Source organism: Streptomyces sp. Y20, assembly GCF_043195475.1.
In the GTDB taxonomy this organism is placed as follows: domain Bacteria; phylum Actinomycetota; class Actinomycetes; order Streptomycetales; family Streptomycetaceae; genus Streptomyces.
The window spans coordinates 69,084-93,641 of record NZ_JBIDDP010000004.1; the positions used below are offsets into that span (position 1 = coordinate 69,084).

General features: G+C 71.6%; 17 protein-coding genes and 2 pseudogenes. 7 read left to right on the plus strand and 12 right to left on the minus strand.

Features of this window, described 5'->3' with window-relative positions:
- Nucleotides 1–6: 6 nt before the first annotated feature.
- The 5 genes from ACGFT1_RS11715 to ACGFT1_RS11735 form a co-directional block, all read right to left on the minus strand.
- Nucleotides 7–987, minus strand: coding sequence for an ABC transporter permease (locus ACGFT1_RS11715; RefSeq protein WP_373908828.1), 981 nt, complete (start codon nt 985–987; stop codon nt 7–9).
- An 85-nt stretch (nt 988–1,072) separates the two neighbouring features.
- Nucleotides 1,073–2,881, minus strand: coding sequence for an ABC transporter substrate-binding protein (locus ACGFT1_RS11720; protein WP_373909209.1), 1,809 nt, complete (start codon nt 2,879–2,881; stop codon nt 1,073–1,075).
- Nucleotides 2,882–2,956: 75 nt separating this feature from the next.
- Nucleotides 2,957–3,991, minus strand: coding sequence for an ABC transporter permease (locus tag ACGFT1_RS11725; protein ID WP_373908829.1), 1,035 nt, complete (start codon nt 3,989–3,991; stop codon nt 2,957–2,959).
- Nucleotides 3,992–4,555: 564 nt separating this feature from the next.
- Nucleotides 4,556–6,463, minus strand: coding sequence for a translational GTPase TypA (gene typA / locus ACGFT1_RS11730; protein WP_373908830.1), 1,908 nt, complete (start codon nt 6,461–6,463; stop codon nt 4,556–4,558).
- Between the two features lie 193 nt (nt 6,464–6,656).
- Nucleotides 6,657–8,819: an ABC transporter family substrate-binding protein gene (locus ACGFT1_RS11735; protein ID WP_373908831.1), complete on the minus strand. Its 2,163-nt coding sequence runs from the start codon at nt 8,817–8,819 to the stop codon at nt 6,657–6,659.
- Between the two features lie 313 nt (nt 8,820–9,132).
- Between ACGFT1_RS11735 and ACGFT1_RS11740 the strand changes: the two genes are divergently transcribed.
- From ACGFT1_RS11740 to ACGFT1_RS11755, 4 genes are read left to right on the plus strand one after another with little or no spacing between them, the layout of a single operon-like run.
- Entirely contained in the window at nt 9,133–9,423 is a 291-nt protein-coding gene (locus ACGFT1_RS11740) for a hypothetical protein (protein ID WP_356818236.1), read from the plus strand.
- 28 nt (nt 9,424–9,451) lie between these two features.
- Nucleotides 9,452–10,279: a hypothetical protein gene (locus ACGFT1_RS11745; RefSeq protein WP_373908832.1), complete on the plus strand. Its 828-nt coding sequence runs from the start codon at nt 9,452–9,454 to the stop codon at nt 10,277–10,279.
- 25 nt (nt 10,280–10,304) lie between these two features.
- On the plus strand, nt 10,305–12,236 hold the full coding sequence (locus tag ACGFT1_RS11750; RefSeq protein WP_373908833.1) for a fumarate reductase/succinate dehydrogenase flavoprotein subunit: 1,932 nt from the start codon (nt 10,305–10,307) through the stop codon (nt 12,234–12,236).
- Nucleotides 12,233–13,003, plus strand: coding sequence for a succinate dehydrogenase/fumarate reductase iron-sulfur subunit (locus ACGFT1_RS11755; RefSeq protein WP_373908834.1), 771 nt, complete (start codon nt 12,233–12,235; stop codon nt 13,001–13,003). The genes ACGFT1_RS11750 and ACGFT1_RS11755 overlap by 4 nt, the downstream gene beginning before the upstream one ends.
- A gap of 28 nt (nt 13,004–13,031) precedes the next feature.
- On the opposite strand, the gene ACGFT1_RS11760 is transcribed toward ACGFT1_RS11755, so the two are convergent.
- On the minus strand, nt 13,032–14,267 hold the full coding sequence (locus ACGFT1_RS11760; protein ID WP_373908835.1) for a hypothetical protein: 1,236 nt from the start codon (nt 14,265–14,267) through the stop codon (nt 13,032–13,034).
- A gap of 80 nt (nt 14,268–14,347) precedes the next feature.
- Here ACGFT1_RS11760 and ACGFT1_RS11765 point away from each other — a divergent pair, with 80 nt between their 5' ends.
- Nucleotides 14,348–15,970, plus strand: a complete 1,623-nt coding sequence (locus ACGFT1_RS11765) for a hypothetical protein (protein ID WP_373908836.1) — start codon at nt 14,348–14,350, stop codon at nt 15,968–15,970.
- 257 nt (nt 15,971–16,227) lie between these two features.
- On the opposite strand, the gene ACGFT1_RS11770 is transcribed toward ACGFT1_RS11765, so the two are convergent.
- The 5 genes and pseudogenes from ACGFT1_RS11770 to ACGFT1_RS11790 all read right to left on the minus strand — a co-directional run bounded on the left by ACGFT1_RS11770 (nt 16,228) and on the right by ACGFT1_RS11790 (nt 21,976).
- Nucleotides 16,228–18,816 (minus strand): SpoIIE family protein phosphatase, encoded by a 2,589-nt coding sequence (locus ACGFT1_RS11770; protein ID WP_373908837.1) that lies wholly within the window; start codon nt 18,814–18,816, stop codon nt 16,228–16,230.
- Between the two features lie 267 nt (nt 18,817–19,083).
- Nucleotides 19,084–19,491: an ATP-binding protein gene (locus tag ACGFT1_RS11775; protein ID WP_373909210.1), complete on the minus strand. Its 408-nt coding sequence runs from the start codon at nt 19,489–19,491 to the stop codon at nt 19,084–19,086.
- A 594-nt stretch (nt 19,492–20,085) separates the two neighbouring features.
- A pseudogene (locus ACGFT1_RS11780) lies at nt 20,086–20,520 on the minus strand ((deoxy)nucleoside triphosphate pyrophosphohydrolase); the annotation flags it as partial.
- Between the two features lie 30 nt (nt 20,521–20,550).
- Nucleotides 20,551–20,742 carry an SPOR domain-containing protein gene (locus ACGFT1_RS11785; protein ID WP_373908838.1) on the minus strand — a complete coding sequence of 64 codons (192 nt, stop codon included), beginning with the start codon at nt 20,740–20,742 and terminating at the stop codon, nt 20,551–20,553.
- A gap of 481 nt (nt 20,743–21,223) precedes the next feature.
- A complete protein-coding gene (locus tag ACGFT1_RS11790; RefSeq protein WP_373908839.1) occupies nt 21,224–21,976 on the minus strand; it encodes a GntR family transcriptional regulator in 753 nt (250 codons plus the stop codon).
- Nucleotides 21,977–22,449: 473 nt separating this feature from the next.
- On the opposite strand from ACGFT1_RS11790, the gene ACGFT1_RS11795 reads away from it, so the two are divergent.
- Together ACGFT1_RS11795 and ACGFT1_RS11800 are read left to right on the plus strand one after the other, a co-directional pair.
- Nucleotides 22,450–23,700, plus strand: coding sequence for a serpin family protein (locus ACGFT1_RS11795; protein WP_373909211.1), 1,251 nt, complete (start codon nt 22,450–22,452; stop codon nt 23,698–23,700).
- Nucleotides 23,673–23,954, plus strand: a pseudogene (locus ACGFT1_RS11800) (Uma2 family endonuclease); the annotation flags it as partial. The gene ACGFT1_RS11795 and the pseudogene ACGFT1_RS11800, both read left to right, overlap by 28 nt.
- A 296-nt stretch (nt 23,955–24,250) precedes the next feature.
- Here ACGFT1_RS11800 and ACGFT1_RS11805 read toward each other — a convergent pair.
- A complete protein-coding gene (locus tag ACGFT1_RS11805) occupies nt 24,251–24,508 on the minus strand; it encodes a coenzyme F420-0:L-glutamate ligase (protein ID WP_373909212.1) in 258 nt (85 codons plus the stop codon).
- Nucleotides 24,509–24,558 lie beyond the last annotated feature (50 nt).

Below are 24,558 nucleotides of genomic sequence, written 5' to 3' on the forward strand. Positions count from 1 at the left end.
GTGCTCCTAGGACAGCCGCACGCGCGGGTCGATGAAGGCGTACGCGGCGTCGACGACGATGTTGAAGAGCAGGATCATGCTGGCGGAGAAGAGCATCACGCCGAGCAGGAGCGGCAGATCACTGAAGCTGACGGCCTGCACGGCGAGTTGTCCGAGCCCCGGCAGGGAGAAGGTGAACTCGGTGATGATGGCGCCACCGAGCAGCGAGCCGAGGTCGATGCCGAAGATGGTGACGATCGGGATCAGCGAGCCGCGCCAGGCGTAGCGGAAGAAGACGTACCGCCGGGACATGCCCTTGGCGCGGGCGGTGCGGACGTGTTCCTCCTGCAACTGTTCGATCATCGAGGACCGCGACATACGGGTGTACTGCGCCGCGAAGATCGTGGAGAGGACCACCCAGGGGATGATCAGGCCCGTGAACCAGGTGCCCGGATCGTGGGTGAACTCGTTGTAGGCCGGTTTGTCGAACCAGTGCGTCTGGTAGACGAGGATCGCCAGGGCCAGCGGGCCCAGGAAGTAGATCTGCAGCGAACTGACGATCATGGCGCCCCCGGTGGCCGCCTTGTCGATCAGCGTGCCCCGCCGCCAGGCGGCGAGGAGTCCCGTGCCGAGGCCGACGATCAGGAAGCACACGGCCGCGCCGAGGGTGAGCGAGACGGTGGTGGGCAGGCGGTCCATCAGGGTGGCCCAGACCTGCTCGTTGGTGTGGTACGAGTAACCGAAGCAGGGGGCCGGACAGGGGCCCTGGGCGAACCGGTCGCTGCCCATCAGGAGGTTGTGCAGGAAGATCCAGTACTGCTCGGGGATGGACTTGTCCAGGCCGAGCACGTGGTGGATGTTCGCGATGCTGTCCGGGTTGCAGGTCTTGCCGCACATCAGCAGCGCCGGGTCCCGGGGCACCCCGAAGAACAGCAGGAACGCGACGATGCTCAGCAGGAAGAGGATGACGACGGCACCGAGGGTCCGGCGCATGAGGAAGCGCAGCATGGCAGGGGCAGCTCTCTGACGTCGGCGGTCCGGGCGGTACCCGGCGCTCCGCTGCTGCGGCGCGCCGGGTACCGGGCAGGGACGGTTACTTGATGTAGAGGCGACGCGGGTCGATGCCGCCCAGCACGTCGTCGTAGACGAGGCCGCCGACCTTGGAACCGGCGATCTGGGTCTGCTTGTAGTACCCGGTGGGGACGACGTTGACGACGTCCTTGACGAGGTACTGGTCCAGCTTCTCCCACGCGGCGGCGGACTTGACCGGGTCGGTGATCTTGTTGATCCGGTCGATCTCGCTGTTGACCTTCGGGTCGTTGACCTGCGAGTAGTTCTGCGCGCCCTCGGCGATCAGGCGGCCGTCGTACAGCGGCGGGATCACGGTCGAGGCGGACGGCCAGTCGGCGCCCCAGGCGGTGTGGAAGATGTCGTAGTTGTTGTCCAGCTTGGAGACCTGGTCGTAGTAGGTCTCGGCCGGGATCTCCTGGCGCTGGACGTTGAAGCCGGCCTTCTCCAGGCCCGCCGCCATGGCGGTGGAGTACTGCTGGCCCTCGGGCGTGTTGATGTAGCCGAAGGTCAGTTTCAGGTTGAGCTTGCCGGCCTTCTTCAGCAGTTCCCTGGCCTTGCCGGGGTCACCGGAGGGCTTCTTCTTCTTGCCGTGCGGGTCGAAGGCGGCGTCGTAGCCGGAGACGGTCGGGGAGATCGCGCCGCCCGCGACCTCCATGGCGTCGTTGCCGCCGTAGGCGCGCACGAACGGGGTGATCGGCAGGGCGTAGGCGATGGCCTCGCGGACCGTCTTGTCCTTCAGCGCCGGGTGGCTCATGTTGATGTTCATCTGGCCCACGTACGGCTGGTAGCCGGAGACCGTGCGGGACTTGAGCTTCGGGTCCTTCAGGACCTTGGACAGGTTGCCCGCGTCGACCTGGTTGTTGAGGCTGACGCCGGTCCGGTCCGCGCCGCTGTCGGCGAGCAGGGCCTTGGTGGAGGTCTCGTACTGCTGGTTGAACGTGATGGTGAACCGGTCCACGTACTGGTGGCGGATCGGGTCCGTCTTCGGGTCCCAGTTGGTGTTCTTGACCAGCACCATGGACTTGCCGGACTTGAACGACTGGATCTTGTACGGGCCGGTCACCACGGGCGCCTTGTCGTAGCGCTGCTTGGTGTCGCCCTTCTCGGAGACCACCGCGTAGCCGGACATCGCCAGCGCGTAGGGCAGGTCGGGGTGCGGGGTCTTGAAGTGGAAGACGACGGTCTTCGGGTCCGGCGTCTGCAGGACGGAGTCGGGCAGGTGCTTGCCCGTGTAGGGGCCGCCCTTGAGCAGGTTGCGGTAGGCGGTGCCCGGCTGGTCGGCCAGCCACTGCTGGAGGTAGGTGGGCCCCTGGTTGATGAACGGCGCGAAGAGCCGCTCGATGCTGTGCCGGACGTCCTTCGAAGTGATCGGGGAACCGTCCTGGAACTTGATGCCCTCCTTGAGGGTGTACTTCCAGGTCTTGCCGCCGTCGGTGGTGGTGCCCGAGTCGGTGGCGAGGTCGCCGACCACTTCGTGCTTGCTGCCGTCGTTGCTGGTGGCCTTGTAACCCGTCAGGCCCCGGTGGATCAGCGAGGCGAGGGAACCCTCGTTGGAGACGTATATCTGCCCCGGGTCGAGGTGGGCGTAACTGTCGCGCTGGAGTACCTCCATGGTGCCGCCGGGCTTGGCGCCGGGCACGTCCGCCGCGGGGCCCGTGGAGGCCGCCGCGTCGCCGAACTCGATGGACGCCTGCTGGCGTTTGGCGTTCTCCTGCTGCTTCTTGTCGTCCCCGCCGCCGTCGCTGCCGCCCTTGCTGCAACCGGTGAGCACAAGAGCCCCGGCCGCGAGCACGGAGAGTGCGCCGTAGGCGTGGCGTCCGCCCCTACTCATCACGAAGATTCCCACCCATCTGTGTGTCACCAGTGCGATCTGTGTGTCACCAGTGCGAAAGAGAGCCTGCTTAGGTCAGCGCGCGGTCTTGGGATCGAAGGCGTCTCTGACCGAGTCCCCGAGCAGGTTGAACGCGACGACGAAGATGATCATCGAAATGCCGGGGAAGAACATGTAGGTGATGTCGTTCTGCATCACCAGTTCGGTGGACGCCTTGGAGAACATCTGCCCCCAGTCCGGCGTCGGTTCGACGATGCCCACGCCGAGGAAGGACAGTCCGGCCTCGGCGGTCACGAACCCGGGCAGCAGATACGTCGACTGCACCAGCAGCGGGGTGACGATGTTCGGCAGGATCTCCTTGCGGATGATCCGCCACGGCGAGGCCCCGCTGACCCTGGCCGCCTCGATGAACTCCCTTTCCCGCAGGGAGAGTGCGGTGCCGCGCAGGATGCGGCCGAGGCCCATCCAGCCCAGCAGCCACTGGACGAGGATCAGCGCCACCACGCGGACGTACGTGGGTGTCTCGTCACGCGGGCTGACGAACAGGGAGACCACGACCGGCATGCTCGCGATGAAGAACAGCTGGGCCGGGAAGGCGAGCAGGAAGTCGGTGATCCGGCCGATGGCGTAGTCGGCCTTGCCGCCGAGGTAGCCGGCGCTGACACCGAGCAGGATGCCGGTCACGACGACCGCGACGGTGACGGCTACCGAGATCATCAGCGAGGTGCGGATGCCGTAGAGCAGCTTGGTGAACACGTCGTAGCCGTTGCCGGGTTCGAGACCGAACCAGAACTCGCCGCTGATGCCGCCGTTCGGCTGCACCGGTACGCCGGCGCTGTCGAAGAGTTCGGGGCGCTCGTCCGCGTACACGGTGTACGGGTCCTTGCCGTACACCTTCGAGATCAGCGGGGCGAGCAGGCCGATCAGGAAGAAGAAGCCCACGACGTAGGCCGAGATGATTCCCGTGCGGTCGCGCTTGAAGCGCGTCCACATCAGCTGGCCGGGGGACCGGCCTTCGAGCCGGACGGGTTCGTTCCTCGCCGGCGGCCCTGGTTCGCCGCCGACGACGACCGAAGCCCCGCCGTCCTCGATGTCGATAGGACTTGTCACGGTTCGTCCGTTTCACAGGTATGAGTGTGAGAGGTGCCCGGGTACTCCGAGGACGCGCGTGACAGCAGTCGGACGCGCGTAGTTCTACAGCCGAATCACACCGCTGGAAGCGACGAACTGACCCACTTGGTGTTCGTGACACCGCGCATGGGGGTTCCTCCTCATGACTCCACGTGTTCACCAACAGGAGAGGGCTTCCGTCTTCCCTCCGACACCCCTGACGGAGGGTCAGACACCCCCTGGTGCTCGCGAGTCGGCGCTGTCCCCACAGCGCGTGACCCATTGACCCGAGCGCTACGCGGCTAACTATCTGCCATGAGGCAGGTGGCGACCACCGTCTTTAAATCTCAATTCAGTCACAGCTGACGTGAAGAACTTCCAATAACTGGACAAACTGTTCGCCGGGAGAAGGCCGCGAAACGGACGTGTTACATGGGTATCGGTCCGAGATCTCCGCAATCCGGACACCGCGGGCTCGTGACCGCCCGCCGGCCCCCGAAAAACGGGTTGCAAAAAGCCCGGGCACCCCCATCATGGGGGTGCCCGGGCTCAACTGTCCTGCGATCAGCCGTGCTTGGCGCGGCTCGCGGCGCGGGCGCGCTCCCGCTGGTCGAGCTTGACCTTGCGGATGCGAACAGCCTCCGGGGTCACCTCGACGCACTCGTCGTCGCGGCAGAACTCCAGCGACTGCTCCAGCGACAGCTTGCGCGGCGGGACGATCGCCTCGAACGAGTCGGCCGACGACGACCGCATGTTCGTGAGCTTCTTCTCCTTGGTGATGTTGACGTCCATGTCGTCGGCGCGGGAGTTCTCGCCGACGATCATGCCCTCGTACACCTCGGTGCCCGGGTCCACGAAGAGCACGCCGCGCTCCTGAAGGTTCGTCATCGCGAACGCGGTGACGGCACCGGCGCGGTCGGCGACCAGCGAACCGTTGTTACGGGTCGTCAGGGTGCCGAACCAGGGCTCGAAGCCCTCGTGGATGGAGTGGCCGATGCCCGTGCCCCGGGTCTGGGTCAGGAACTCGGTACGGAAGCCGATGAGGCCGCGCGAGGGCACGACGAACTCCATGCGGACCCAGCCGGAACCGTGGTTCGACATGTTGTCCATGCGGCCCTTGCGGACGCCCATGAGCTGCGTGACGGCGCCCATGTGCTCCTCGGGCACGTCGATCGTCATGCGCTCGACCGGCTCGTAGACCTTGCCGTCGACGTCCTTGGTGACCACCTGCGGCTTGCCGACGGTCAGCTCGTAGCCCTCGCGGCGCATCTGCTCGACCAGGATGGCCAGCGCCAGCTCACCTCGGCCCTGCACCTCCCAGGCGTCCGGACGCTCGGTGTCGAGGACGCGCAGGGAGACGTTGCCGATCAGCTCGCGGTCCAGCCGGTCCTTGACCTGGCGGGCGGTGACCTTGCGGTCCTTCACGGCGGCCTTGGCGTCGGCGCCCTTGCCCGTGCCGCCGCGGCCGACCAGCGGCGAGGTGTTCGTGCCGATCGTCATCGAGATCGCGGGCTCGTCGACCGTGATCAGCGGCAGCGGGATCGGGTTCTCGGTGTCGGCGAGGGTCTCACCGATCATGATGTCGGGGATACCGGCGACCGCGCAGATGTCACCCGGGCCGGCCTTCTCGGCGGGCTTGCGGGTGAGCGCCTCGGTCATCATCAGCTCGGAGATGCGGACGTTGCTGATCGAACCGTCACGCTTGATCCAGGCGACCGTCTGGCCCTTGCGCAGCTCGCCCTGCTCGACGCGGAGCAGCGCGATGCGGCCGAGGAAGTTGTCGGCGTCGAGGTTGGTGACGTGGGCCTGGAGCGGCGCGTCCTCCTCGTACGTCGGGGCCGGGATGTGGTCCAGGATCGTGGAGAAGAACGGCTCCAGGCTGTCGCTGTCGGCCGGGACCGTGCCGTTGTCCGGCTTGGTCAGCGAGGCGATGCCGTCACGGCCGCAGGCGTAGACGATCGGGAACTCGATCTGCTCCTCGTCGGCGTCCAGGTCGAGGAAGAGGTCGTAGGTCTCGTTGACGACCTCGTCGATCCGGGCGTCGGGGCGGTCCGTCTTGTTGATGCACAGGATGACGGGCAGCCGGGCCTGGAGGGCCTTGCGCAGCACGAAGCGGGTCTGCGGCAGCGGACCCTCGGAGGCGTCCACCAGCAGCACGACACCGTCCACCATCGACAGACCACGCTCGACCTCGCCACCGAAGTCGGCGTGGCCGGGGGTGTCGATGATGTTGATGGTGATCGGGTCCCCGCCGGACTTCGGGTGGTACTTCACCGCCGTGTTCTTGGCGAGGATCGTGATGCCCTTCTCACGCTCCAGGTCGTTCGAATCCATCATGCGGTCGTCGACGCCCTCGAGCTGGTGGGCGGCGAACGCGCCGGCCTGCTTCAGCATGCCGTCGACGATGGTGGTCTTGCCGTGGTCGACGTGGGCGACGATAGCGACGTTGCGGATGTCGTGGCGCGTGGCCATATTGCGGCGTACTCCCGGAGTGGTGAGAAGGCCCTGCTCTGACGTCCGTGTGACGCGGGCCTGCCGGGCTTGACACGCCACGGCCTCACCCCATGGTACGTGTCCTTCGCGGCGGGGGCGCGCCGGGCCGACGTAAGGGGTGCGGGACGGCGTCGCCCCCCTCACGTCCGCGGGCTGTCACCTGCCTCCGCCGTCACTTGCCCGGGCTGCCGCTAGCGGGGCTCGCGGAGACCTTCACGCCCTTCTTCAGGAAGCCCATGTCCTCGTACACCGGCGTCTGGAAACCGAACGCGCCCGCGTTGACGAGGTTCTTGCGCACCCCCACCAGTTGCGGCCGCTGGTAGAGCGGGATCGAGCCGGCGGCGGCCCAGATGCGGGCGTCGGCCTTCCTGATCAGGTCCCGCTCCTCGTCCTCGTCCAGGGTGGTCGCGGCCTGGTCGAAGAGCTGGTCGACCTGGTCGGTGCCCACCCGGGTGAAGTTCTGCTCGACGTTCACCGAGCCGTCGGCCGCCGGGACCGGTTTGGCGTAGACCGGCCGGGCGTCGGTGGCGGGGAAGGCCGAGGAGGGCCAGGAGTACAGCGCGAGGTCGTAGTCGCCGGAGGCGATGTGGTCCTTGAAGTAGCTCTGGTCCGAGACCTTGGTGATCGTCGTGCGGATGCCGACCTGCTCCAGCATCGCGGAGATCCGCGCGGCGACCGAGCCGAGGGTGTCCGAGCCGGGCCCGGAGGGCAGGACGAAGCGGAGCGCGAGCGCCTTGCCGTCCTTGGCGAGCGGTCCGGCCGGCGCGGCGGCCGGGGCCGCCGTGCCCCGGGGGGCGTACGCGCCGGGCGCGCCGCCGTGCCTGCTCTCCTGCGCGAGGCCCTTGTCACCGTGCTCGCGCTTGTCGTCGCCGGACGGGCGCCGCTGCCCCTTGTCGTCCTCGCCGACGATGTACTGGCCGTCCTGGCCGCCGTCCGATTCGTCCTGGGAGGGCTTCTGGGGACCGGCCGCCTTCTCTGTCTTCTTCTCCGCCCTGACCGGGCCGCCGGCCACCCACCCGGCGTCGGCGAGCAGCGCCTGCGCCTCCTTGGTGTCCTGGTCGCCGATCGCGCCGCTGCTGTCGGCGTAGGCGGCCTGCCCGGACAGGGCGAGGTGGCTGCCGACCGGTACGGCGGGCAGGCCCAGCGGGGTGAGGACCAGCCGGGCCAGTTCGGCCCGGTCCAGGGCGCGGGCGACGGCCCGGCGGACCCGTTCGTCGGCCAGGGGGCCCGAGGAACCGTTGAGGGCGAGCTGCGTGTAGGCGGGTTCCAGGGACTTGCGGACGTCGAAGTCCCGCAGTTCCTGCTGCTGCTCCAGGTACCGCTTGATGACCTTGCGCAGCTTCTTCCGCCCCCTGGGCACCTTGTCGGAGTCGAAGCCGTGCGCGAGCGCCCAGGCGCGCAGCTTCTTCACGGACGTCTTCCCGGAGCCCTGGAGCGGGGTACCGGTGCCCTTCTGCCGGTTGGCGAGGCCGATCCGCTGGGCATCGCCGGAGTCGACGTCGGCGAGGTCGACGCTGCCGTCGGCGAGCGCGGCGGCCCGCTTGTCGCGGGACACGGCGTGCAGCACGATCTGGTTCAGCTTGGCCGGCTTGCCCCACCAGCGCGGGTTGCGGGCGAGGACGACGTCCTTCCCGGCGGTGTCGACCTTCTCCACCCGGAACGGCCCGGCGGTGACCTTCAGCTTGCGGCGGGCGCCGTCGTTGAAGGCGTCGGGGGTGCCCATGACGTCCTTCGGGTAGAGCGGGGAGAACAGCGACTTCCAGTCGGCGTAGGGGCGGGAGAAGGTGACCCGGACCTGGAGGTCGCTGGCGCCGCGCTCGATCTTGGCGATGCGGTCGTAGCCGGCGTTGCGGGCGGTCCAGTAGGCGCTGTCCTTGCCGGACAGGGCGCGCCACTGGGCGGCGAAGTCGGCCGCGCCGATCTCCCGGCCGTCGCTCCAGACGGCCTGCTGGTTCAGCTTGTACAGCACGACCTGGCGCGGCTCGGTCTCGATGACCTTGGCCGACTCCAGATAGGCCGGATCGGCCACCGGGCGGCCGTTCGCGTCGAGCCGGAACATCGACGGCAGCACGGCCTGGGCGATGCGGCTGGTGCCGGCGTCGGCGTCGGCCTGGAAGGTGTTCAGGGTCTCCGGGACGGCGTCCACGGCCCATTTCAGGGTCCCCCCGTCGGCGACCTGGGCGCGGGCGACGGGGACGATGTCCTGCCCGGCGAGGGGACCGGCGGGTTCGTCGTCGGAGCCGCAGCCGGCCAGGAGCGGCACCGCGAGCGCGCCCGCGGTGAGGAAGGCGACCGAGCGCATGACCGCGCGCGGGCCGACGCCGTGGTGGGACATCTCTGCTACCTCCGGGAAGCCGCGGGGCTTATGCTCACTTTTGTAGCTATATGGAACTGATCACTTTCGGCGGTATATGGAGCTGATCAGATCTATGCGGCCACTGAAGAGGAAAGGTTCCGGCCACAGGGGGCGACACGGCGACGACGGGCGGTAACCCCACCCGTGCGGCGCAACACCCCCGGAGATGCATCCGTGCGCCTGCGTCAATCGCTGCACACGCCTTCACACCGGCACTGTGACGCGCGAGACTCCAAGGCGCATGAACGGTGCCGCCCAGGGCCCACGGGCCCGTCACAGTGAGGGGCAAGTCATGACCGTGCACGACGACATCACCTCGGCCCAGCGCTCCCTCGACGACCTGCACCGGTCGCTGGGACGCCTGGAGCACCACCTCGACCGCGGGAGCCTCGAGATGCGCCGGGTCCGGCTGGACGCCGATCATCTACGGGAGAGCCTGGCGCTGCTGCGGGCGGCGGCCGCGGCCCCCGACGCGGCCCGCAGGCCGGACCTCGTGACCATCTCCGACACGCCCTACGACATCAGCCTGTGGACGGACTCGGACGACGAGGGCCTGGGCGCCCGCGACCGCCGCGCCCCCTGACGAACCCCTACCGAACCGGAGTCCTGACTTGGCCACTGGTACGGAACCCCGACCGGACGAAGGCAGCGGCGGCGTGCGGACCCGTCCGCGCGCCGCGATCGCCGCCCCGCACCTGCGGACCGACCGCTGGTGGCTGGCGCCCGCCGTCACCGCGGCCGGCCTGTTCGCCTTCGTCGTCTACTCCACCTGGCGCGCCTTCTCGAACGCCCACTACTACGCGGCGCCCTACGTCTCGCCGTTCTACTCGCCGTGTCTGGCGGAGAACTGCCGCACCATGCACGCCGGGCCGAACGCCGGCCTCCTCGGCGGCTGGTGGGGCCTGTCCCCCGCGCTCATCATCCTGGTCTTCCCGCTCGGCTTCCGCCTGACCTGCTACTACTACCGCAAGGCGTACTACCGCGCGTTCTGGGCCTCCCCGCCCGCCTGCGCGGTGGCGGAGCCGCACCGCACGTACACCGGCGAGACCCGCTTCCCGCTGGTCCTCCAGAACATCCACCGGTACTTCTTCTACGCCGCCCTGCTGGTCGCCGGGGTACTGACCTACGACACCGCGCTGGCCTTCCGCGACCCGCACTACCGCTGGGGCCACATGGGCCTGGGCACCCTGGTCTTCCTGGCCAACATCGTGCTGATCTGGGCGTACACCCTCTCCTGCCACTCGTGCCGGCACATCGTCGGCGGCAAGCTCAAGCACTTCTCCCGGCACCCCGCGCGCTACCGGGCGTGGCAGTTCGTCGGGCGGCTCAACGCCCGCCACATGCAGCTGGCCTGGGCGTCGCTGCTCAGCGTGGCGCTCGCCGACTTCTACGTCTATCTCGTCGCGTCCGGCGTCTTCGACGACCCGCGCTTCTTCTAGAGACTCCAGTGAGGGAACTGAACTGATGTCCGTGGTGGACCGGCAGGAGTGGGACGTCGTCGTGGTCGGTGCCGGCGGCGCGGGACTGCGGGCCGCGATCGAGGCACGCGAGCGGGGCGCCCGTACGGCCGTGATCTGCAAATCCCTGTTCGGCAAGGCGCACACGGTGATGGCCGAGGGCGGTATCGCGGCGGCGATGGCCAACGCCAACGAGCACGACACCTGGCAGGTCCACTTCCGCGACACCATGCGCGGCGGCAAGTTCCTCAACCAGTGGCGGATGGCCGAGCTGCACGCGCAGGAGGCCCCGGACCGGGTGTGGGAGCTGGAGACCTGGGGCGCGCTGTTCGACCGGACGAAGGACGGCCGCATCTCGCAGCGCAACTTCGGCGGGCACGAGTACCCGCGGCTGGCCCACGTCGGCGACCGCACCGGCCTGGAGCTGATCCGCACCCTCCAGCAGAAGACCGTCGCGCTGCAGCAGGAGGACTTCGCCGCCACCGGGGACCACGAGTCCCGGCTGAAGGTCTTCCAGGAGTGCACGGTCACCCGCGTCCTCAAGGACGGCAACCGGGTCTCGGGAGTCTTCGCGTACGAGCGGGAGACCGGCCGCTTCCTCGTCCTCAGGGCGCCCGCCGTGGTCCTCGCGACCGGCGGCATCGGCAAGTCGTTCAAGGTCACGTCGAACTCCTGGGAGTACACCGGCGACGGGCACGCGCTGGCGCTCCTGGCGGGCGCGCCCCTGCTGAACATGGAGTTCGTGCAGTTCCACCCGACGGGTATGGTCTGGCCGCCGTCGGTGAAGGGCATCCTCGTCACCGAGTCCGTGCGCGGGGACGGCGGGGTGCTCAGGAACTCCGACGGCAGACGGTTCATGTTCGACTACGTCCCGGACGTCTTCAAGGACAAGTACGCCGAGGCGGAGGACGAGGCCGACCGGTGGTACGAGAACCCGGACGACAACCGCCGGCCCCCCGAACTGCTCCCCCGCGACGAGGTGGCCCGGGCGATCAACGCCGAGGTGAAGGCGGGCCGGGGCTCCCCGCACGGCGGGGTGTTCCTGGACGTGTCGACGCGGATGCCCGCCGAGGTGATCCGGCGCCGGCTGCCGTCGATGTACCACCAGTTCAAGGAGCTGGCCGACGTCGACATCACGGCCGAGGCGATGGAGGTCGGGCCGACCTGCCACTACGTGATGGGCGGCATCGCCGTCGACTCCGACACGGCGGCGGCCCGCGGGGTGCCGGGGCTGTACGCGGCCGGTGAGGTGGCCGGCGGCATGCACGGCTCCAACCGGCTCGGCGGCAACTCCCTCTCCGACCTGCTGGTGTTCGGCCGCCGGGCCGGCCGGTACGCGGCGGAGTACGCGCAGGGGCTGGCCGACCGGCGTCCGCCCGTGGACGACGCCCAGGTCGACACGGCCGCGGCGGAGGCCCTGCGCCCCTTCTCCGCGGAGACCCAGAGCGGCACGGACGCGCCGGAGAACCCCTACGCCTTGCACCAGGAACTCCAGCAGACCATGAACGACCTGGTCGGCATCATCCGCCGCGAGGGCGAGATGGAACAGGCCCTGCACCGGCTGGCCGAACTGCGGGCCCGGGCCCGCAGGGCCGGCGTCGAGGGCCACCGCCAGTTCAACCCCGGCTGGCACCTCGCCCTGGACCTCAGGAACATGCTGCTGGTCAGCGAGTGCGTGGCCCGGTCCGCGCTGGAACGCACCGAGTCGCGCGGCGGGCACACCCGGGAGGACCATCCGGCGATGGACCGCGCCTGGCGCAACGTGAACCTGTTGTGCGCCCTCGCCGACCCCACCGGCGGCCTCGCGGCGGCCGACCCCGCCCGGGGACAGATCCGGCTGACCCGCGAGAGAACCGAACCCATCCGCCCGGACCTGCTCGCCCTCTTCGAGAAGGAGGAGCTGGTCAAGTACCTCGCCGAGGAGGAGCTGTACGAGTGAGCAGCTACGAGGCCCGCTTCAGGGTGTGGCGGGGCGACGAACGGGGCGGCGGCCTGACGGACTACACGGTCGAGGTGAACGACGGCGAGGTGGTCCTGGACATCGTCCACCGGCTCCAGGCCACCCAGGCACCCGACCTGGCCGTGCGCTGGAACTGCAAGGCGGGCAAGTGCGGTTCGTGCTCGGCGGAGATCAACGGCCGGCCGCGGCTGCTGTGCATGACCCGCATGTCGGTCTTCGACCGCTCGGAGACGATCACGGTGACCCCCCTCCGCGCGTTCCCGGTGATCCGGGACCTGGTGACCGACGTCGGCTTCAACTACCAGAAGGCGCGGGAGGTCCCGGCGTTCGTCCCGCCCGCCGGGGTGGGGCCCGGCGAGTACCGCATGATGCAGGAGGACGTGGACCGCTCGCAGGAGTTCCGCAAGTGCATCGAGTGCTTCCTGTGCCAGAACACCTGCCACGTCGTGCGCGACCACGAGGAGAACAAGACGGCGTTCGCCGGCCCGCGCTTCCTGATGCGCGTCGCCGAACTCGACATGCATCCCCTGGACGCGGCGGCCGACACCGGCCTGGACCGCGCGCGCACGGCCCAGGACGACCACGGCCTCGGGTACTGCAACATCACCAAGTGCTGCACAGAGGTCTGCCCCGAGGGCATCCGGATCACGGACAACGCACTGATCCCGCTGAAGGAACGGGCCGCCGACCGCAAGTACGACCCACTGGTGTGGCTGGGCTCGAAGATCCGCAGGCGGTCCCCCTGAAGCCGTGAGCGTTCCGGCGAGCCCCGGATCAGCCGGCCCATTCCTCCTGGTAGGCCCGCCAGTCCGCCTCCGTCGCCGCGAAGTCGACGTACAGGGCGACGCCGAAACGGACGCGGCCGGCGTCGGTGCGGGACAGTCCGAGCCGGACGCCCCGTACGGCGGCCGGGACCGTCTCCGCGCGGGCCCGGTGGCCGAAGCGGTTGTCGTGGAAGAAGGGCAGGCCCATCAGGAGGTCGGTGGTCCTCGGGGTGACCTCCAGGGCGAGAGCCGTCTGCTGGGCCACATAGCCGCCGTACAGGCTCGCCATCGGCTGCATGGTGTCGTACGACATCACGGCGATCTGGTCCACCCGGCGTGCCACCTGCCCGAAGTACGACTGCGACCACCACTTGGGGTGGCCGGTCGTCGCACCCCAGAAGGAGTGGAAGGCGGGCAGCGGGTCGATCTGGTGGGCGGCGACGGAGAGCAGCGCGTGCCGGGAGCGGGTCAGGACCCGCAGGTCGTCGAGGAGGCGCAGATAGTCACGGTCGCCCGAGTGGAGGGGCTCCAGGTCGAAGTGGGCGCCCTCGAAGCCGGCGTCGAGGATCCGGCGGGTGGAGGCGGCGATCGCGGCCCGCGTCGCCGGCCGCTCCAGCCGCAGCCCGTCCGGGCTCTCACTGGCCAGCGTGTCGCCGAGCCAGGCCTGGACCCGGACGCCGGGCAGTTCCCGGTGCAGGGCCCCGATCAGCCACCGGGCCTTCCGGTAGGCCGCCGGGGGCAACGTGCCGTCGTGCTCCAGCGGTCCCGAGTGCACGTACAGATCCCGGATCCCGCCGCTCCGCAGCCGCGCGGCCAGCGCCGTGACGTCCTTCCCGCTCTTCCGCCCGTCCACCCAGGCGTGTCCCAGCCACAGGGCGTCGTGGTGCCGGGTGCGGGTGCCGGGGGCCGGGTCGCCGGTGTAGTTGAGCCGAAGGGCCGTCTCGGCGGTGAGGACCGGGAGCAGGAGGAGGACGAGGGCGGCGCAGACACGGCGGACCACCCGGCGCCGCCACGAACGGGACGGGCTCCGCGGGGCCGCCGGGGGGTGCGCGGGGTCGGGGGCGTCGGGGGTGGTGTCGAGGGCCCCGGGGGTGTCGGGAGTCTTGGTTTCGCCGGCCCGGGGTTCGTCCGCCCGGCGCGGGCGGGCCTGAGGGGCCGCGTCCTGGCCGGCGTCGGCCCGGGAGTCCCCGTCCATGGCGTGATCACGCCGGTCCTCGCCGCCCTGACCGTCCCGGTGTCCGTCCATCGCGTCCCCCTGTCCGCCTGGTCCCCCACCCGCCCCCGTACCGGTCGCGGAGCCACCGACCTGCCCATACGCTCCGAAAGGTGACGTCCTCCCTGATGCGGCGCCGACCCCGGCGTGCCACGGCGCGCACCAGGGTGCGGGTGGCGCATGCGGTGCTGGGCGGCCTGGCCGGGGCCGCGTGGCTCGTGTCGCCGGTGATGACGACGGAGGCGCACGATCCGGTTCCCGCGGCCGCGGCCGGCCCGGTGGCCGGTGCCGCCGCACGGCAGGACGAGACGTCCTCGGCCGACCTCGTGCTGCCGCTCGTCGCCGGGGTCACGGCCGTGTCCCTGGCCGGCTACAGCTACCTGCGCCGCACCCGGCGCGCCCGCACCCGGACGACCCCCGGAACGGTCTCCCCGCGACCGCCCGCGCCCACCCGCGACGACTCCGAACGGCAGGCCCGGGCGGCACTGCTCCTGGCCGACGAGTGCGTGCGGACCAGCCGGGAGGAACTGTCCTTCGTCGCAGACCTGTTCGGGGAGGACCGGACGGAACCGTTCACGCGCGCGCTGCGGGCCGCCGAGACCGAGCTGTCGGCCGCGTTCGCGATCTGGCGGCGCTACGAGGAGGGCGTCCCGGAGGACGCGGGCTCCCGGCGGCAGGCCCTGGTGGGCGTGATCGGCCGCTGCGCGGAGGCCGGCCGCCGCCTGGACGCGGAGGCGGAGGCGCTGGACGGGCTGCGCGGACTCGGCGGGCCGGGGACGGATCCTCCTGCGGTGGTGCGTGGGGCGGAGGCGGTCGGGCCGGGGGCCGCTGGACGCGGGGGCGCCGGTGCGGCGCTGGAGGTGGCCGAGGGACGGTTCCGGGAAGCGGCGGCCCGGACGGTGACCGCGCAGGAGACCCTGACCGCGCTCCGGGAGCGCTACGCGTCCACCGCCTCGGCACCCGCCGCCGGGTACGTCGAACAGGCCAAGGACCGGCTGGTGTTCGCCACGGCCCGGCTCAACGAGGCCCGCCGGGCCGCGGACCTGGACGACGGGGAACGGACCGCCCGGCACCTGCGTGCCGGGGAGGGCGCGGTGGCCCAGGCGGAGATCCTGGTGGGCGCGGTGGAGCGGCTCGCGGCGCAGCTGCGGGAGGCGGCCGGACTGGTGCCGGCCGAGCTGACCGGCGCGGAGGCGGAGCTGGCGGCGGTCCGGGGCGGTGAGCCGGCCTCGCCGGCCCGGGACGAGCCGCGCGCCCGCCTCGCCCACGCGGACGGCGTGCTGGCGGCGGTCCGCGAGGAATTGACCGGTGGACCGTACGACCCGCTGGACGCCCTGCGCCGGATCGGCCGGACGGTGGAGCGGCTGGGCGGGGCGCGGTCCGGTGCGCTGGGCGGCGCGACGCTGCTCGTGGCGCGGTGTTCCGTCGCCGGGGCGGAGGAGTTCGTGGCGGCGCACCGGGGAGCGGTGGGCGCGCGGGCCCGGGCCCGGCTGGCGGAGGCGGTGCGGGAGCTGGGCGCGGGCCGTGCCTCCCGGGCCGACTCGGTGGCCCGGGCGGCACGGGAGCTGGGCGAGCGGGATGTCCGGGCGTACGGCAGCCCGTACGCCGGTGCCGAAGGGGAGGCGGCCGGTCTCGCCGGTGCCGTGCTGGGCGGCATCCTGCTGGCCGAGGACGCGGACGGCGGACCCCCGGCCGGCTACGGCGGCCCCCTCACCCGCTCCCGCCACCATCTGTGACCCACCCGGCGCCGCGCCGGTTCCGGTCCGCCTGGGCGGACCCGCCGAAGAGGTCCGCATACCGGCACGGTGCCGGTTCGCGCCTTGGATGCCGTGGCCCGGTCCCGCCCGGTCGCGCACCCGCTGCCTCCCGACGGGTCCCGACCGCCGCGCGAGAACGCGGCTCCGCCGCCTCGCGCCCGTCCCCGGCCGGCCCGCACAGCCCCAGTGATGTCCGAGTGGATCGATGCCGGACCGGTAGGCCGGCCGGGGTGTCGTCAGAAGAGGCTCAGCAGAGCCTCCGCCGGGTCCGTGAGGGTCCCCTCGCCGCCCGGCAGGGGCAGCTCGAACCACACCGTCTTGCCGCGCGGTGTCCGGCGGGAGCCCCAGGCGGCGCTGAGCAGCCCGACGAGTTGCAGTCCCCGTCCGCCCTCGTCGGTGTCCCGGGCCCGTCGTCTGCGTGGCTGGACCAGCCCGGAGTCCCAGACCTCGCAGACCAGCGTGCGGTCCAGCAGCAGCCGCAGCCTGATGTCCCCCTCGCCGTACCGCAGCGCGTTCGTCACCAGCTCGCTCACCAGGAGCTCCGTCGTGTCGATCAGCGGCTCCAGGCCCCAGTCGGCGAGCTTGCCGCGGGCGTACTCCCGGGCCCGCCCGACACTGCGCGGCTCGCGCGGCAGCGTCCAGTCGCCGACGGACTCCTCGGGCAGTCCCTGCACGCGGGCCATCAGCAGCGCGATGTCGTCCTCGCCGTGATGGGTGTCGAGCGTGCTCAGGACGTGGTCGCAGACGTCCTCCAGGGGGCGGGAAGGGTCGGTGAGCGCGCCGACGAAAGCCTGGAGGCCCTCGTCCAGCGGGTGGTGGCGGGACTCGACGAGGCCGTCGGTGTACAGCGCGAGGAGCGCGCCCTCGGGGAGTTCGACCTCGACCTCCTCGAAGGGCTCGCCGCCCACACCGAGCGGCATCCCCGGCGGCACGTCCAGCATCAGGGCCGTCTCGCCGGGCTCGACCAGGACCGGCGGCAGATGGCCGGCGTTGGCGAACGTGCAGCGCCTGGTCACGGAGTCGTAGACGGCGTACACGCAGGTCGCGAGGTACACCTCGGAGAGGTCGGCGTCCCGGGGCTGGCGGGCGGTGCGGGTGGCCTGCTGGACCCCGCCCGGCGTGCCGAGCCCCCGCGCGATCTCGTCCAACGCCGAGAGGACCTCGGCCGGTTCCAGGTCCAGCAGGGCCAGAGTGCGTACGGCCGTACGGAGTTCGCCCATCGCCACGGCCGCGCGCAGCCCCCGCCCCATCACGTCCCCCACGACCAACGCCGTGCGGTGACCCGGCAGTTCGATGACGTCGAACCAGTCCCCGCCCACCTCGGTGGCCGCGTTGCCGGGCAGATAGCGGCAGGCGATGTCCAGACCGGACGCCTCGGGGTCGCCGGGCGGGAGCAGCGACCGTTGCAGTATCAGCGCCCTTTCGTGCTCCCGCCGGTACAGGCGCGCGTTGTCGATGCAGACCGCGGCCCGTGCGGCCAGCTCCACCGCCAGGTCCCGGTCCCGGTCGCCGAACGGCTCGCTGCCCTTGGTCCGGGCGAACTGGGCGATGCCGACGACCGTGTCGTGGGCGACCATCGGCACGGCCAGCGTGGACTGCACGAGTCCGCCCTCCTCCGCGGGCACGCGCTGGGGGCGGGCGGTGCGCAGGGCGTCCGCGCAGGGCGAGCTGAAGGGGAAGTGGTGGACCGCGCCGACCTCGACGGGTTGCCCCGAGCTGGTGAAGGGGGCGCCGGAGACGGCACTGGCGAAGGCGACTCGCCGCATCTCGGCGCTGCCGTCGGCGAGGCCGGGCGGGGCCTCGTCCCCGGTCAGCAGACCCTGGTAGAGGTCGACGGTGGCGAGGTCGCAGAAGCCGGGAACGACGACGTCGAGGAGTTCACGGGCCGTCGTCTCCAGGTCGAGGGAGTTGCCTATGCGCGCGCCGGCGTCGTTGAGCAGGGCGAGATTGCGCCGGGCGGCGGCGGCCTCACGGGCGGCCTCACGGCGGGCGGTGATGTCGGTGCCGAGCCAGGCGATACCGATGGGCCGGCCGCTGCCGCTGTGCACGCGGTAGAGGTTGATGGACCAGTGCCGGCGTTCCTCGGAGCCCGGGACGAACCCGGTGACGTGCATGTCGGTGATCGACTCGCCGGTCTCCAGGACCCGCCGCAGGGTGGCCGAGACCCGCTCGGCCTCGGCGCGCGGCAGATAGTCGTGGACCACCCTGCCCCGGTGGTCGTCCGGGGTCCCGCCGAAGATGGAGGCGAAACGGTGGTTGGCCCGACGGACCCTCAGGTCGTCGTCGATCAGCAGGAAACCGAACGGAGACTGACCGAATATCGCCTGCGAGGCGGCGAGATCGGTCTCGATGCTGCGGAGCGTGCGGACGTCCACGACGATGCAGACGGCGGCCTTGTCGCCCTCGGCGGTACGGGTGGGCATCACGTAGACCTCGGCCAGCCCCTCCTCGCCGCGCGTCCCGTCCGGCAGGTCCGGCATCCGGAAGGGCACCACACCGGTCCACTCGCGCCCGTCGAGAATTTCGGCCATCTTCCGCTGGCCGCGGTCGCGCAGGTCGGGGTCGATGAACGCCTCGATGGGGTCCATGCCGACGGCGCGTGCGGCGGGGATGCCGAAGAGCTGCTCGGCGCGCAGGCTCCACTGTTCGACCAGCCCGCCGGGACTGATGGAGAAGGACGCGACCTTGATGTAGTCGTAGATCGAACCGGGCGGACTGCTCTGCCACATGGCGTCGCCGGGTGCCGCGGCCGCCTCCGCGGCCTGGTTCCTCGCGCCGTCCGACGGGTCCTCGGACTCCGTGGCCTTCGCTGGTATCTCGCTCACGCGAACCGTCCCCTCCAGCTCACCGCACCCGGCACCGGTCACCAGGGGCGGCTGCCCGCAGTATCCAGCACTACGGCGCCGCACGACACGGTGTTCACGATCACAGCACGGTCCAGGTGTTTTTCGGACCGGTCCGTGACAACACTTCCACTCTTCTAACCAGGGAACACGCCGCCGAATCACCCACCCGGGACCGGGCGCGTGCCCGGCGCGCACCTGGACGTCGCACCGGCGGCTGTACACCCCCGTGCGCCCACGGCCGCCGCCTCACCCGGGCACCGCCAGTTCGAACCAGACGGTCTTTCCGCCGACGCCGGGCCGGGTGCCCCAGCGGCGTGAGGATCCGGCGACGAGTTGCAGGCCGCGCCCGCTCTCGTCCTCCGGCCGGGCGATGCGCTCCCGCGGCGGGTCGGGGAGCGGGTCGGAGACCTCCACCCGCAGCGTGTCGCCCAGTGCGGCGGGACGGACCAGCCGCACCCCGATGGGGCCGGTGGCATGCCGCAGGGAGTTGGTGACCAGCTCACTGACCAGCAGCGCCGCGAGGTCGGCCAGACAGTCGAGGTCCCAGCCGCGCAGCTGGCCCCGGACGGCCGCGCGGGCATTGCGCACGGCGCCCGGTTCCGCGGGGAAGGACCACTCGGCGCGGTCACCGTCGGTGTCGATCACGCCGATCACTTCCCCGGCCAACAGAGCCCGCCCATGTCCGTTTTCATGGGGTTAATGGGCACATACCCGATATCCGGCGGGCAGTACCGCGCGTGAGGGCGCACTGTGGCACGAACGGCGTATGCGGCGCTCCGCGGGACCGGCGCGAGCGCCGCGTGCTTCGAGGGCGGCGGCATCCGGCACTCCGCGCGGGCACTACGCCCCCTGCGGTCCCGGCCCGGCCGGACCCACCGGCGGACCGGGCGCGCGACGACGCGGGCCCGCCGACGGACCCGCCGAGGGGGAGAAGGACCAGTCGACGGACCCGCCCGACGGGAAGACGGACCCGTCGACGGACCCACCTGACGGAAAGACGGACCCGTCGGCAGACTCGACCGGCCCGAATGAGGAGCGGTCGGGCCAGGACGGCCCGTCGGTGGACCCGTCCGGCGAGGAGGCTTCCCCATGGGCGGAGTCCGTCGGCCGGGAGGCGGCCGCATCCGTGGGCTCGGCCGACCCGGAGGTGGCCGCGTCGACAGGCCCCGTCGACCCGGAGGCAGCCGTACCGGCGGAGCCAGCCGGCCCCGAGACGGCGACATCCGCGGACTCGGCCGGCCCGGACGCGGCCGCACCGGCGGGCTCGGGCGGTGCGAGTCCTGCGGTCTCCCGGACCGCCGGGACGTCCTGGTCCAGCCAGGGGACGTCCCAGAGCTGGGCCGGGGTCAGCCAGCGCAGCTCGTCATGGTCCTGGAGGGGACGGGGCCCGGGCGAGCCGGGGCGCAGGCGGGCGGTCCACACCCACAGGACGTACGGCTCGCGCAGCGTCCACTCCCCCGGCACCCGCCGGACGGTCTCGGCGTCGATGCCCAGTTCCTCGCGCAGTTCGCGCACCAGGGCGTCCTCGGGCCGCTCACCCGGCTCCACCTTGCCGCCGGGCAGCTCCCAGCGCCCGGCCAGATCGGCGGGCGCACTGCGGCGCGCGGCGAGCAGCCGGCCGCCGTCGAACAGGGCGGCTCCCACCACGACGATCCGTTCCGTCCCGGGCGGCGTGCGCGTCATGGAGGGGAGCCTACGTCAGCGCGCGGACGGTCAGTTGTGCGCGCCGTCGCCGTTCTGGCCGATGCGCTCGACCCAGTACAGCTGCTTGTGCCCCCGGTCGCCGAAGCTGTCGGCGATCTTCTGCGCTTCCGCGCGGGTCGCGTACCGGCCGACGCGGTAGCGGTTGCCGTTGTCGTCCTGCCGTATCACGATCCAGGGCAGTGAGACCGTGCCCTCACTCATGGCCCCCTCCGCCCGCGTTCCTTCTCGCACCGCCCCGCCCTCCCCCACGTTCGGCTGCGCTCTCGGGCCCCCGTCGCGCACCGCCTAAGGAAACCGCAATCCGCATATGCCCGAGCGTACGCCCTACCTTCACGCTGCGCATACGACTTTTCACAAAGAGGTACGCAACCAGCCAGAACCGCCGGGGGCGCACGGGGGCGAACGCGCCGTCGCGAACACCGCCGCCCAGGGGTGGGGCCGTGTCGGCGGCCCCGGGCCACCTGCGAGGACGGCCGGATCCCTGCGGACTCACGGCCGCCGGTGACGGCAGGGGAGGGCGCGGCATCCACCCGCCGGCGCGCCGGAGTGTGCGCTACCTCACCCGGCGGCGCACACGCCGTACGCCCGGCGGCCCGTCACCACTGCGACCGGTCACCACGGCGGCCGGTCACGCGGCCCGTCACCATGACGGCCCGCCGCGGGAACGGCCCTACCCCGCTGGTCACTTCACGGGCAGGTGGTACGCGACCCGGTAGCGGTCGGCCGGGATCACCACGTCGGCGGTCTCGACCGGGCGGCCCGAGGCGTAGTACGTGCGCTGGACGACCAGGACGACATGCCCGGGTACCCCGCCGAGCAGGTGCAGCTCCTCGGCGAGGCCGGGCCGGGCGCCGACCTCCTCCGTGACGTTGTCCACGATGACGTCGATGGCCCGCATGCGCTCGACCACGCCCATCCCGCCCAGGGGCCCCTCCTCGGGGAGCATCACCGGCGTGCGGCCGGTGACCGCGAGAGGCTCCCAGGAGGTGGAGAGCATCATCGGCTCGCCGGCCTGCCGGAAGAGGTACTTGGTACGCATGACCCCGTCTCCGGGCTGGATCGCGAGCCGGTCGGCGAGCGCCGCGCCGGCCTCGGCCTGTTCGCTGCTGGACTCCCAGGTGCCTCGCACGGCGGCGTCGGCCTGCTCCTGCCGGAAGGCCGTGGCGCCGCCGGCCGGACGGAATCCGGAACGGGCCACCTGCCGGGGCACGGGCCGCTCACGCACGTACGTCCCCGAACCCGAGCGGCCCTCGACCAGCCCCTCGGCCATCAGCACCTTGCGTGCCTCCAGCGCGACCGTGTCCGAGACGCCGTACTCCTCGCGGATGCGGGCCTGGGAGGGGAGCCGGGTATGGGGCGGGAGTGAACCGTCGACGATCTTCTTGCGGAGATCACCCGCGACACGCAGGTACGCCGGCTGTTCACCGAAAGTCACTGGCCGCTCCCATCAGGTTGTACAGACAGCAAGAGCCTGGCAACCCGCGGTTCCGCCGTGCAAGCGAAGGCCAGAGAATCACTCGATGTGATGACAAACGGCTGGGGAGCGCTTTACCCAGGCACTTCCTCCCCCGGACGGGCGGGCTCACACCAGGAGACCGGCCCGCACGACGATCACCGAGGACGGCACGACGAGGCGGGAGCCGGTGACGCAGCGCCCTCCATGCGCGGCCGGCAACCATCAACTACGGTGCGGTGCCAGCCAGTTGCGAGTGTCAGCGCGCCTTCCACCAAGACGTGCGGCCCCGCTCGCGCGGACGGTGTGACCGGCGGAGGCCGGGAGGTGCGGACAGGGACACCGGTACCGTGCTCCAGGGGCGGGGCGGTGACAGCGCACCCCGGTGGCAGGCCGGTGGCCGGACCGGCGCGATGAGCCGGACGCATGATGAGCGGGACACGAACGGGGGCGCGATGGGGGCGGGGACCAGGCCGGACGGCCGGGTGGGTGAGAAGGTCGTCCGTGCGGTGAACGGGCTCACGGCCCGATGGGCGGCGACCGCGCACGACGGCGCGGTCTTCTCCGCGACCGGGGTCTGGCCCCTGCTGGCCTTCCTCGCCGACGGCGCGGCCGGCCCGGCGCGGGCGGAACTGGCCGGCGCGCTGGGCGTCCCCGCCGAGCAGGCGGCCGGCGCGGCACGGGAGTTGCTGGCAGGGCTCGCGTCGGTGTCCGGTCTGGAGGCGGCGCTCGGCCTGTGGGCGCACCACGCCCTGCCCCTGCGCGAGGAGTGGCGGGCCGGGCTGCCCGCCGGCACCCACGGCGTCTTCGGGGACGACCTGGTCACCGCGCGGGAGCGGCTGGACGGCTGGGCGGCCGAGCGGACCGGCGGGCTGGTCGAGCGCATGCCGGTGACGCTGACCCGGGAGGCGCGGATGGTGCTGGCCACCGCGCTCACGCTGCGCACGAACTGGCGCCAGCCCTTCACGGAACTGCCGCTGCGGCCCGCCGCCGGGCCCTGGCAGGGCCGTACCCTGCGCGGACTGCGCCGGCGCAGCGTCCGGCCGGACCGCGTCGGGGTGGCGGGCACCCCGGACGGCTTCGTCACCGCACTGACGGTGCCCGGGGACCACGGCATCGACGTCCACCTGGTGCTCGGCGAGGAGCGGATGACACCGGGTCAGGTGCTGGCGGCCGGCGTGGGCGTGGTGGAACGCGGCCTGCCGCTCACCGGGGGTGGCGGGCTGCCGCACGGGCACGTGGGCCCGGGCCTGCACGTGGAGCAGCAGCCGGCAGCCGAGCCGGAACCGAGGACGCTGGACGTGACGACCGTGTCGTACGAGGTACGGGCCGACCACGACCTGCTCGCCAGGCCCGCCCTGTTCGGCCTCGCGACGGCGACGGACACCCGGGCCGGCCATTTCCCGGGGGTGAGCCCCCACCCGCTGGCCGTCGGAGAGGCACGCCAGTCGGCGGTGGCCCAGTTCGGCGCGCTCGGTTTCCGGGCGGCGGCGGTCACGGCGGCCATGCCGGCACCGGCCGGCGGGGTCCCGTCGTACCGCTACGAGACGACGGTCGTCAGGGTCGCCTTCGATCGCCCCTTCGGTTTCCTCGCCACCGACCGCGAGTCCCGGCTGGTCCTGGTGGCGGGCTGGGTGACGGAACCGGCACCGTATCCGGCTCCGGGCTACGGACCGGCCGCACCTGCTACGCCCCGGAGGACGTGAAGCTCGTCGTGGGAGCCGTCCCCTGCGAATCCGCCCATCGCGATCGCACAGCAGGACTCCGCACGTACGCAGATGCCGGCGTCCCGCACTGCTGCTGCATCGAGGACGAGGACGGCGCACCCGTCGTCCACGACTACGAGCTCGACGAACCGACTGGCGCCTACGCGCCCGCCGGTGTCTTCCGAGGCATCCTGCAGCGCCCGCTGCCTTCTTCGATCAGCCTGGACCTCAACAGGCTCACACCGCCTCGCCATAGCCGAAAAGTCAGCACGACAACGCAGAAGGGGTCGGACTCACCCAAGTCCCACCCCTTCTGACCTGCCCGTTGGGCGAAGCTATCTCACCTGCGGTACCGAGACGGCTACACGTTGAAGCGGAACGTCGGACACAGCGCTGTGACCTGTGTAAACACCTCTCTCGGGCCGGTCATCCCAGCACCATCCCAGCACGGGAGCCGTAAGCCAGCACCATGCGGCGTCTCGGCTGTTGTGTGCATGACGAGCAGAGGGCTGGAGTACGGCGGCTCTGGCGAGCGTCATGGTTACGAGCTTCACGGCCGGTGATGGAGCATCGCGGCCACGCCCTCGTCACTGGTCTCGTACGCGCTGCCGCGCAGGACCGCGACCGGGGCGCCACGGCCGCGCTGGCCGAGGATGATCCCGGCTGCCGCGGCGATGAGGTCGGTGAAGGTCTCCTCCTGCCGTTTGCCGCCGTGCTCCGTCACCCGGAGGGGCGCCACGCCTGCCGCGTCGACGGAGATGACGGTGGCGCCGCGGCGGTCAGCGCGGCCGCCGGAGTCGGCGATGATCGCGGCGACAGCGGCGCCGGAGTGATGTTCAGGGCGTCGCGCAGGGAGCG

What these genes read in the sequence shown, in the direction of transcription:
- ACGFT1_RS11760 (WP_373908835.1), bottom strand. Translation starts at nt 14,267, where the DNA reads ATGGACGGACACCGGGACGGTCAGGGCGGCGAGGACCGGCGTGATCAC.
- ACGFT1_RS11715 (WP_373908828.1), bottom strand. Translation starts at nt 987, where the DNA reads ATGCTGCGCTTCCTCATGCGCCGGACCCTCGGTGCCGTCGTCATCCTC.
- ACGFT1_RS11750 (WP_373908833.1), top strand. Translation starts at nt 10,305, where the DNA reads ATGTCCGTGGTGGACCGGCAGGAGTGGGACGTCGTCGTGGTCGGTGCC.
- ACGFT1_RS11785 (WP_373908838.1), bottom strand. Translation starts at nt 20,742, where the DNA reads ATGAGTGAGGGCACGGTCTCACTGCCCTGGATCGTGATACGGCAGGAC.
- ACGFT1_RS11740 (WP_356818236.1), top strand. Translation starts at nt 9,133, where the DNA reads ATGACCGTGCACGACGACATCACCTCGGCCCAGCGCTCCCTCGACGAC.
- ACGFT1_RS11795 (WP_373909211.1), top strand. Translation starts at nt 22,450, where the DNA reads ATGGGGGCGGGGACCAGGCCGGACGGCCGGGTGGGTGAGAAGGTCGTC.
- typA (WP_373908830.1), bottom strand. Translation starts at nt 6,463, where the DNA reads ATGGCCACGCGCCACGACATCCGCAACGTCGCTATCGTCGCCCACGTC.
- ACGFT1_RS11735 (WP_373908831.1), bottom strand. Translation starts at nt 8,819, where the DNA reads ATGTCCCACCACGGCGTCGGCCCGCGCGCGGTCATGCGCTCGGTCGCC.
- ACGFT1_RS11720 (WP_373909209.1), bottom strand. Translation starts at nt 2,881, where the DNA reads ATGAGTAGGGGCGGACGCCACGCCTACGGCGCACTCTCCGTGCTCGCG.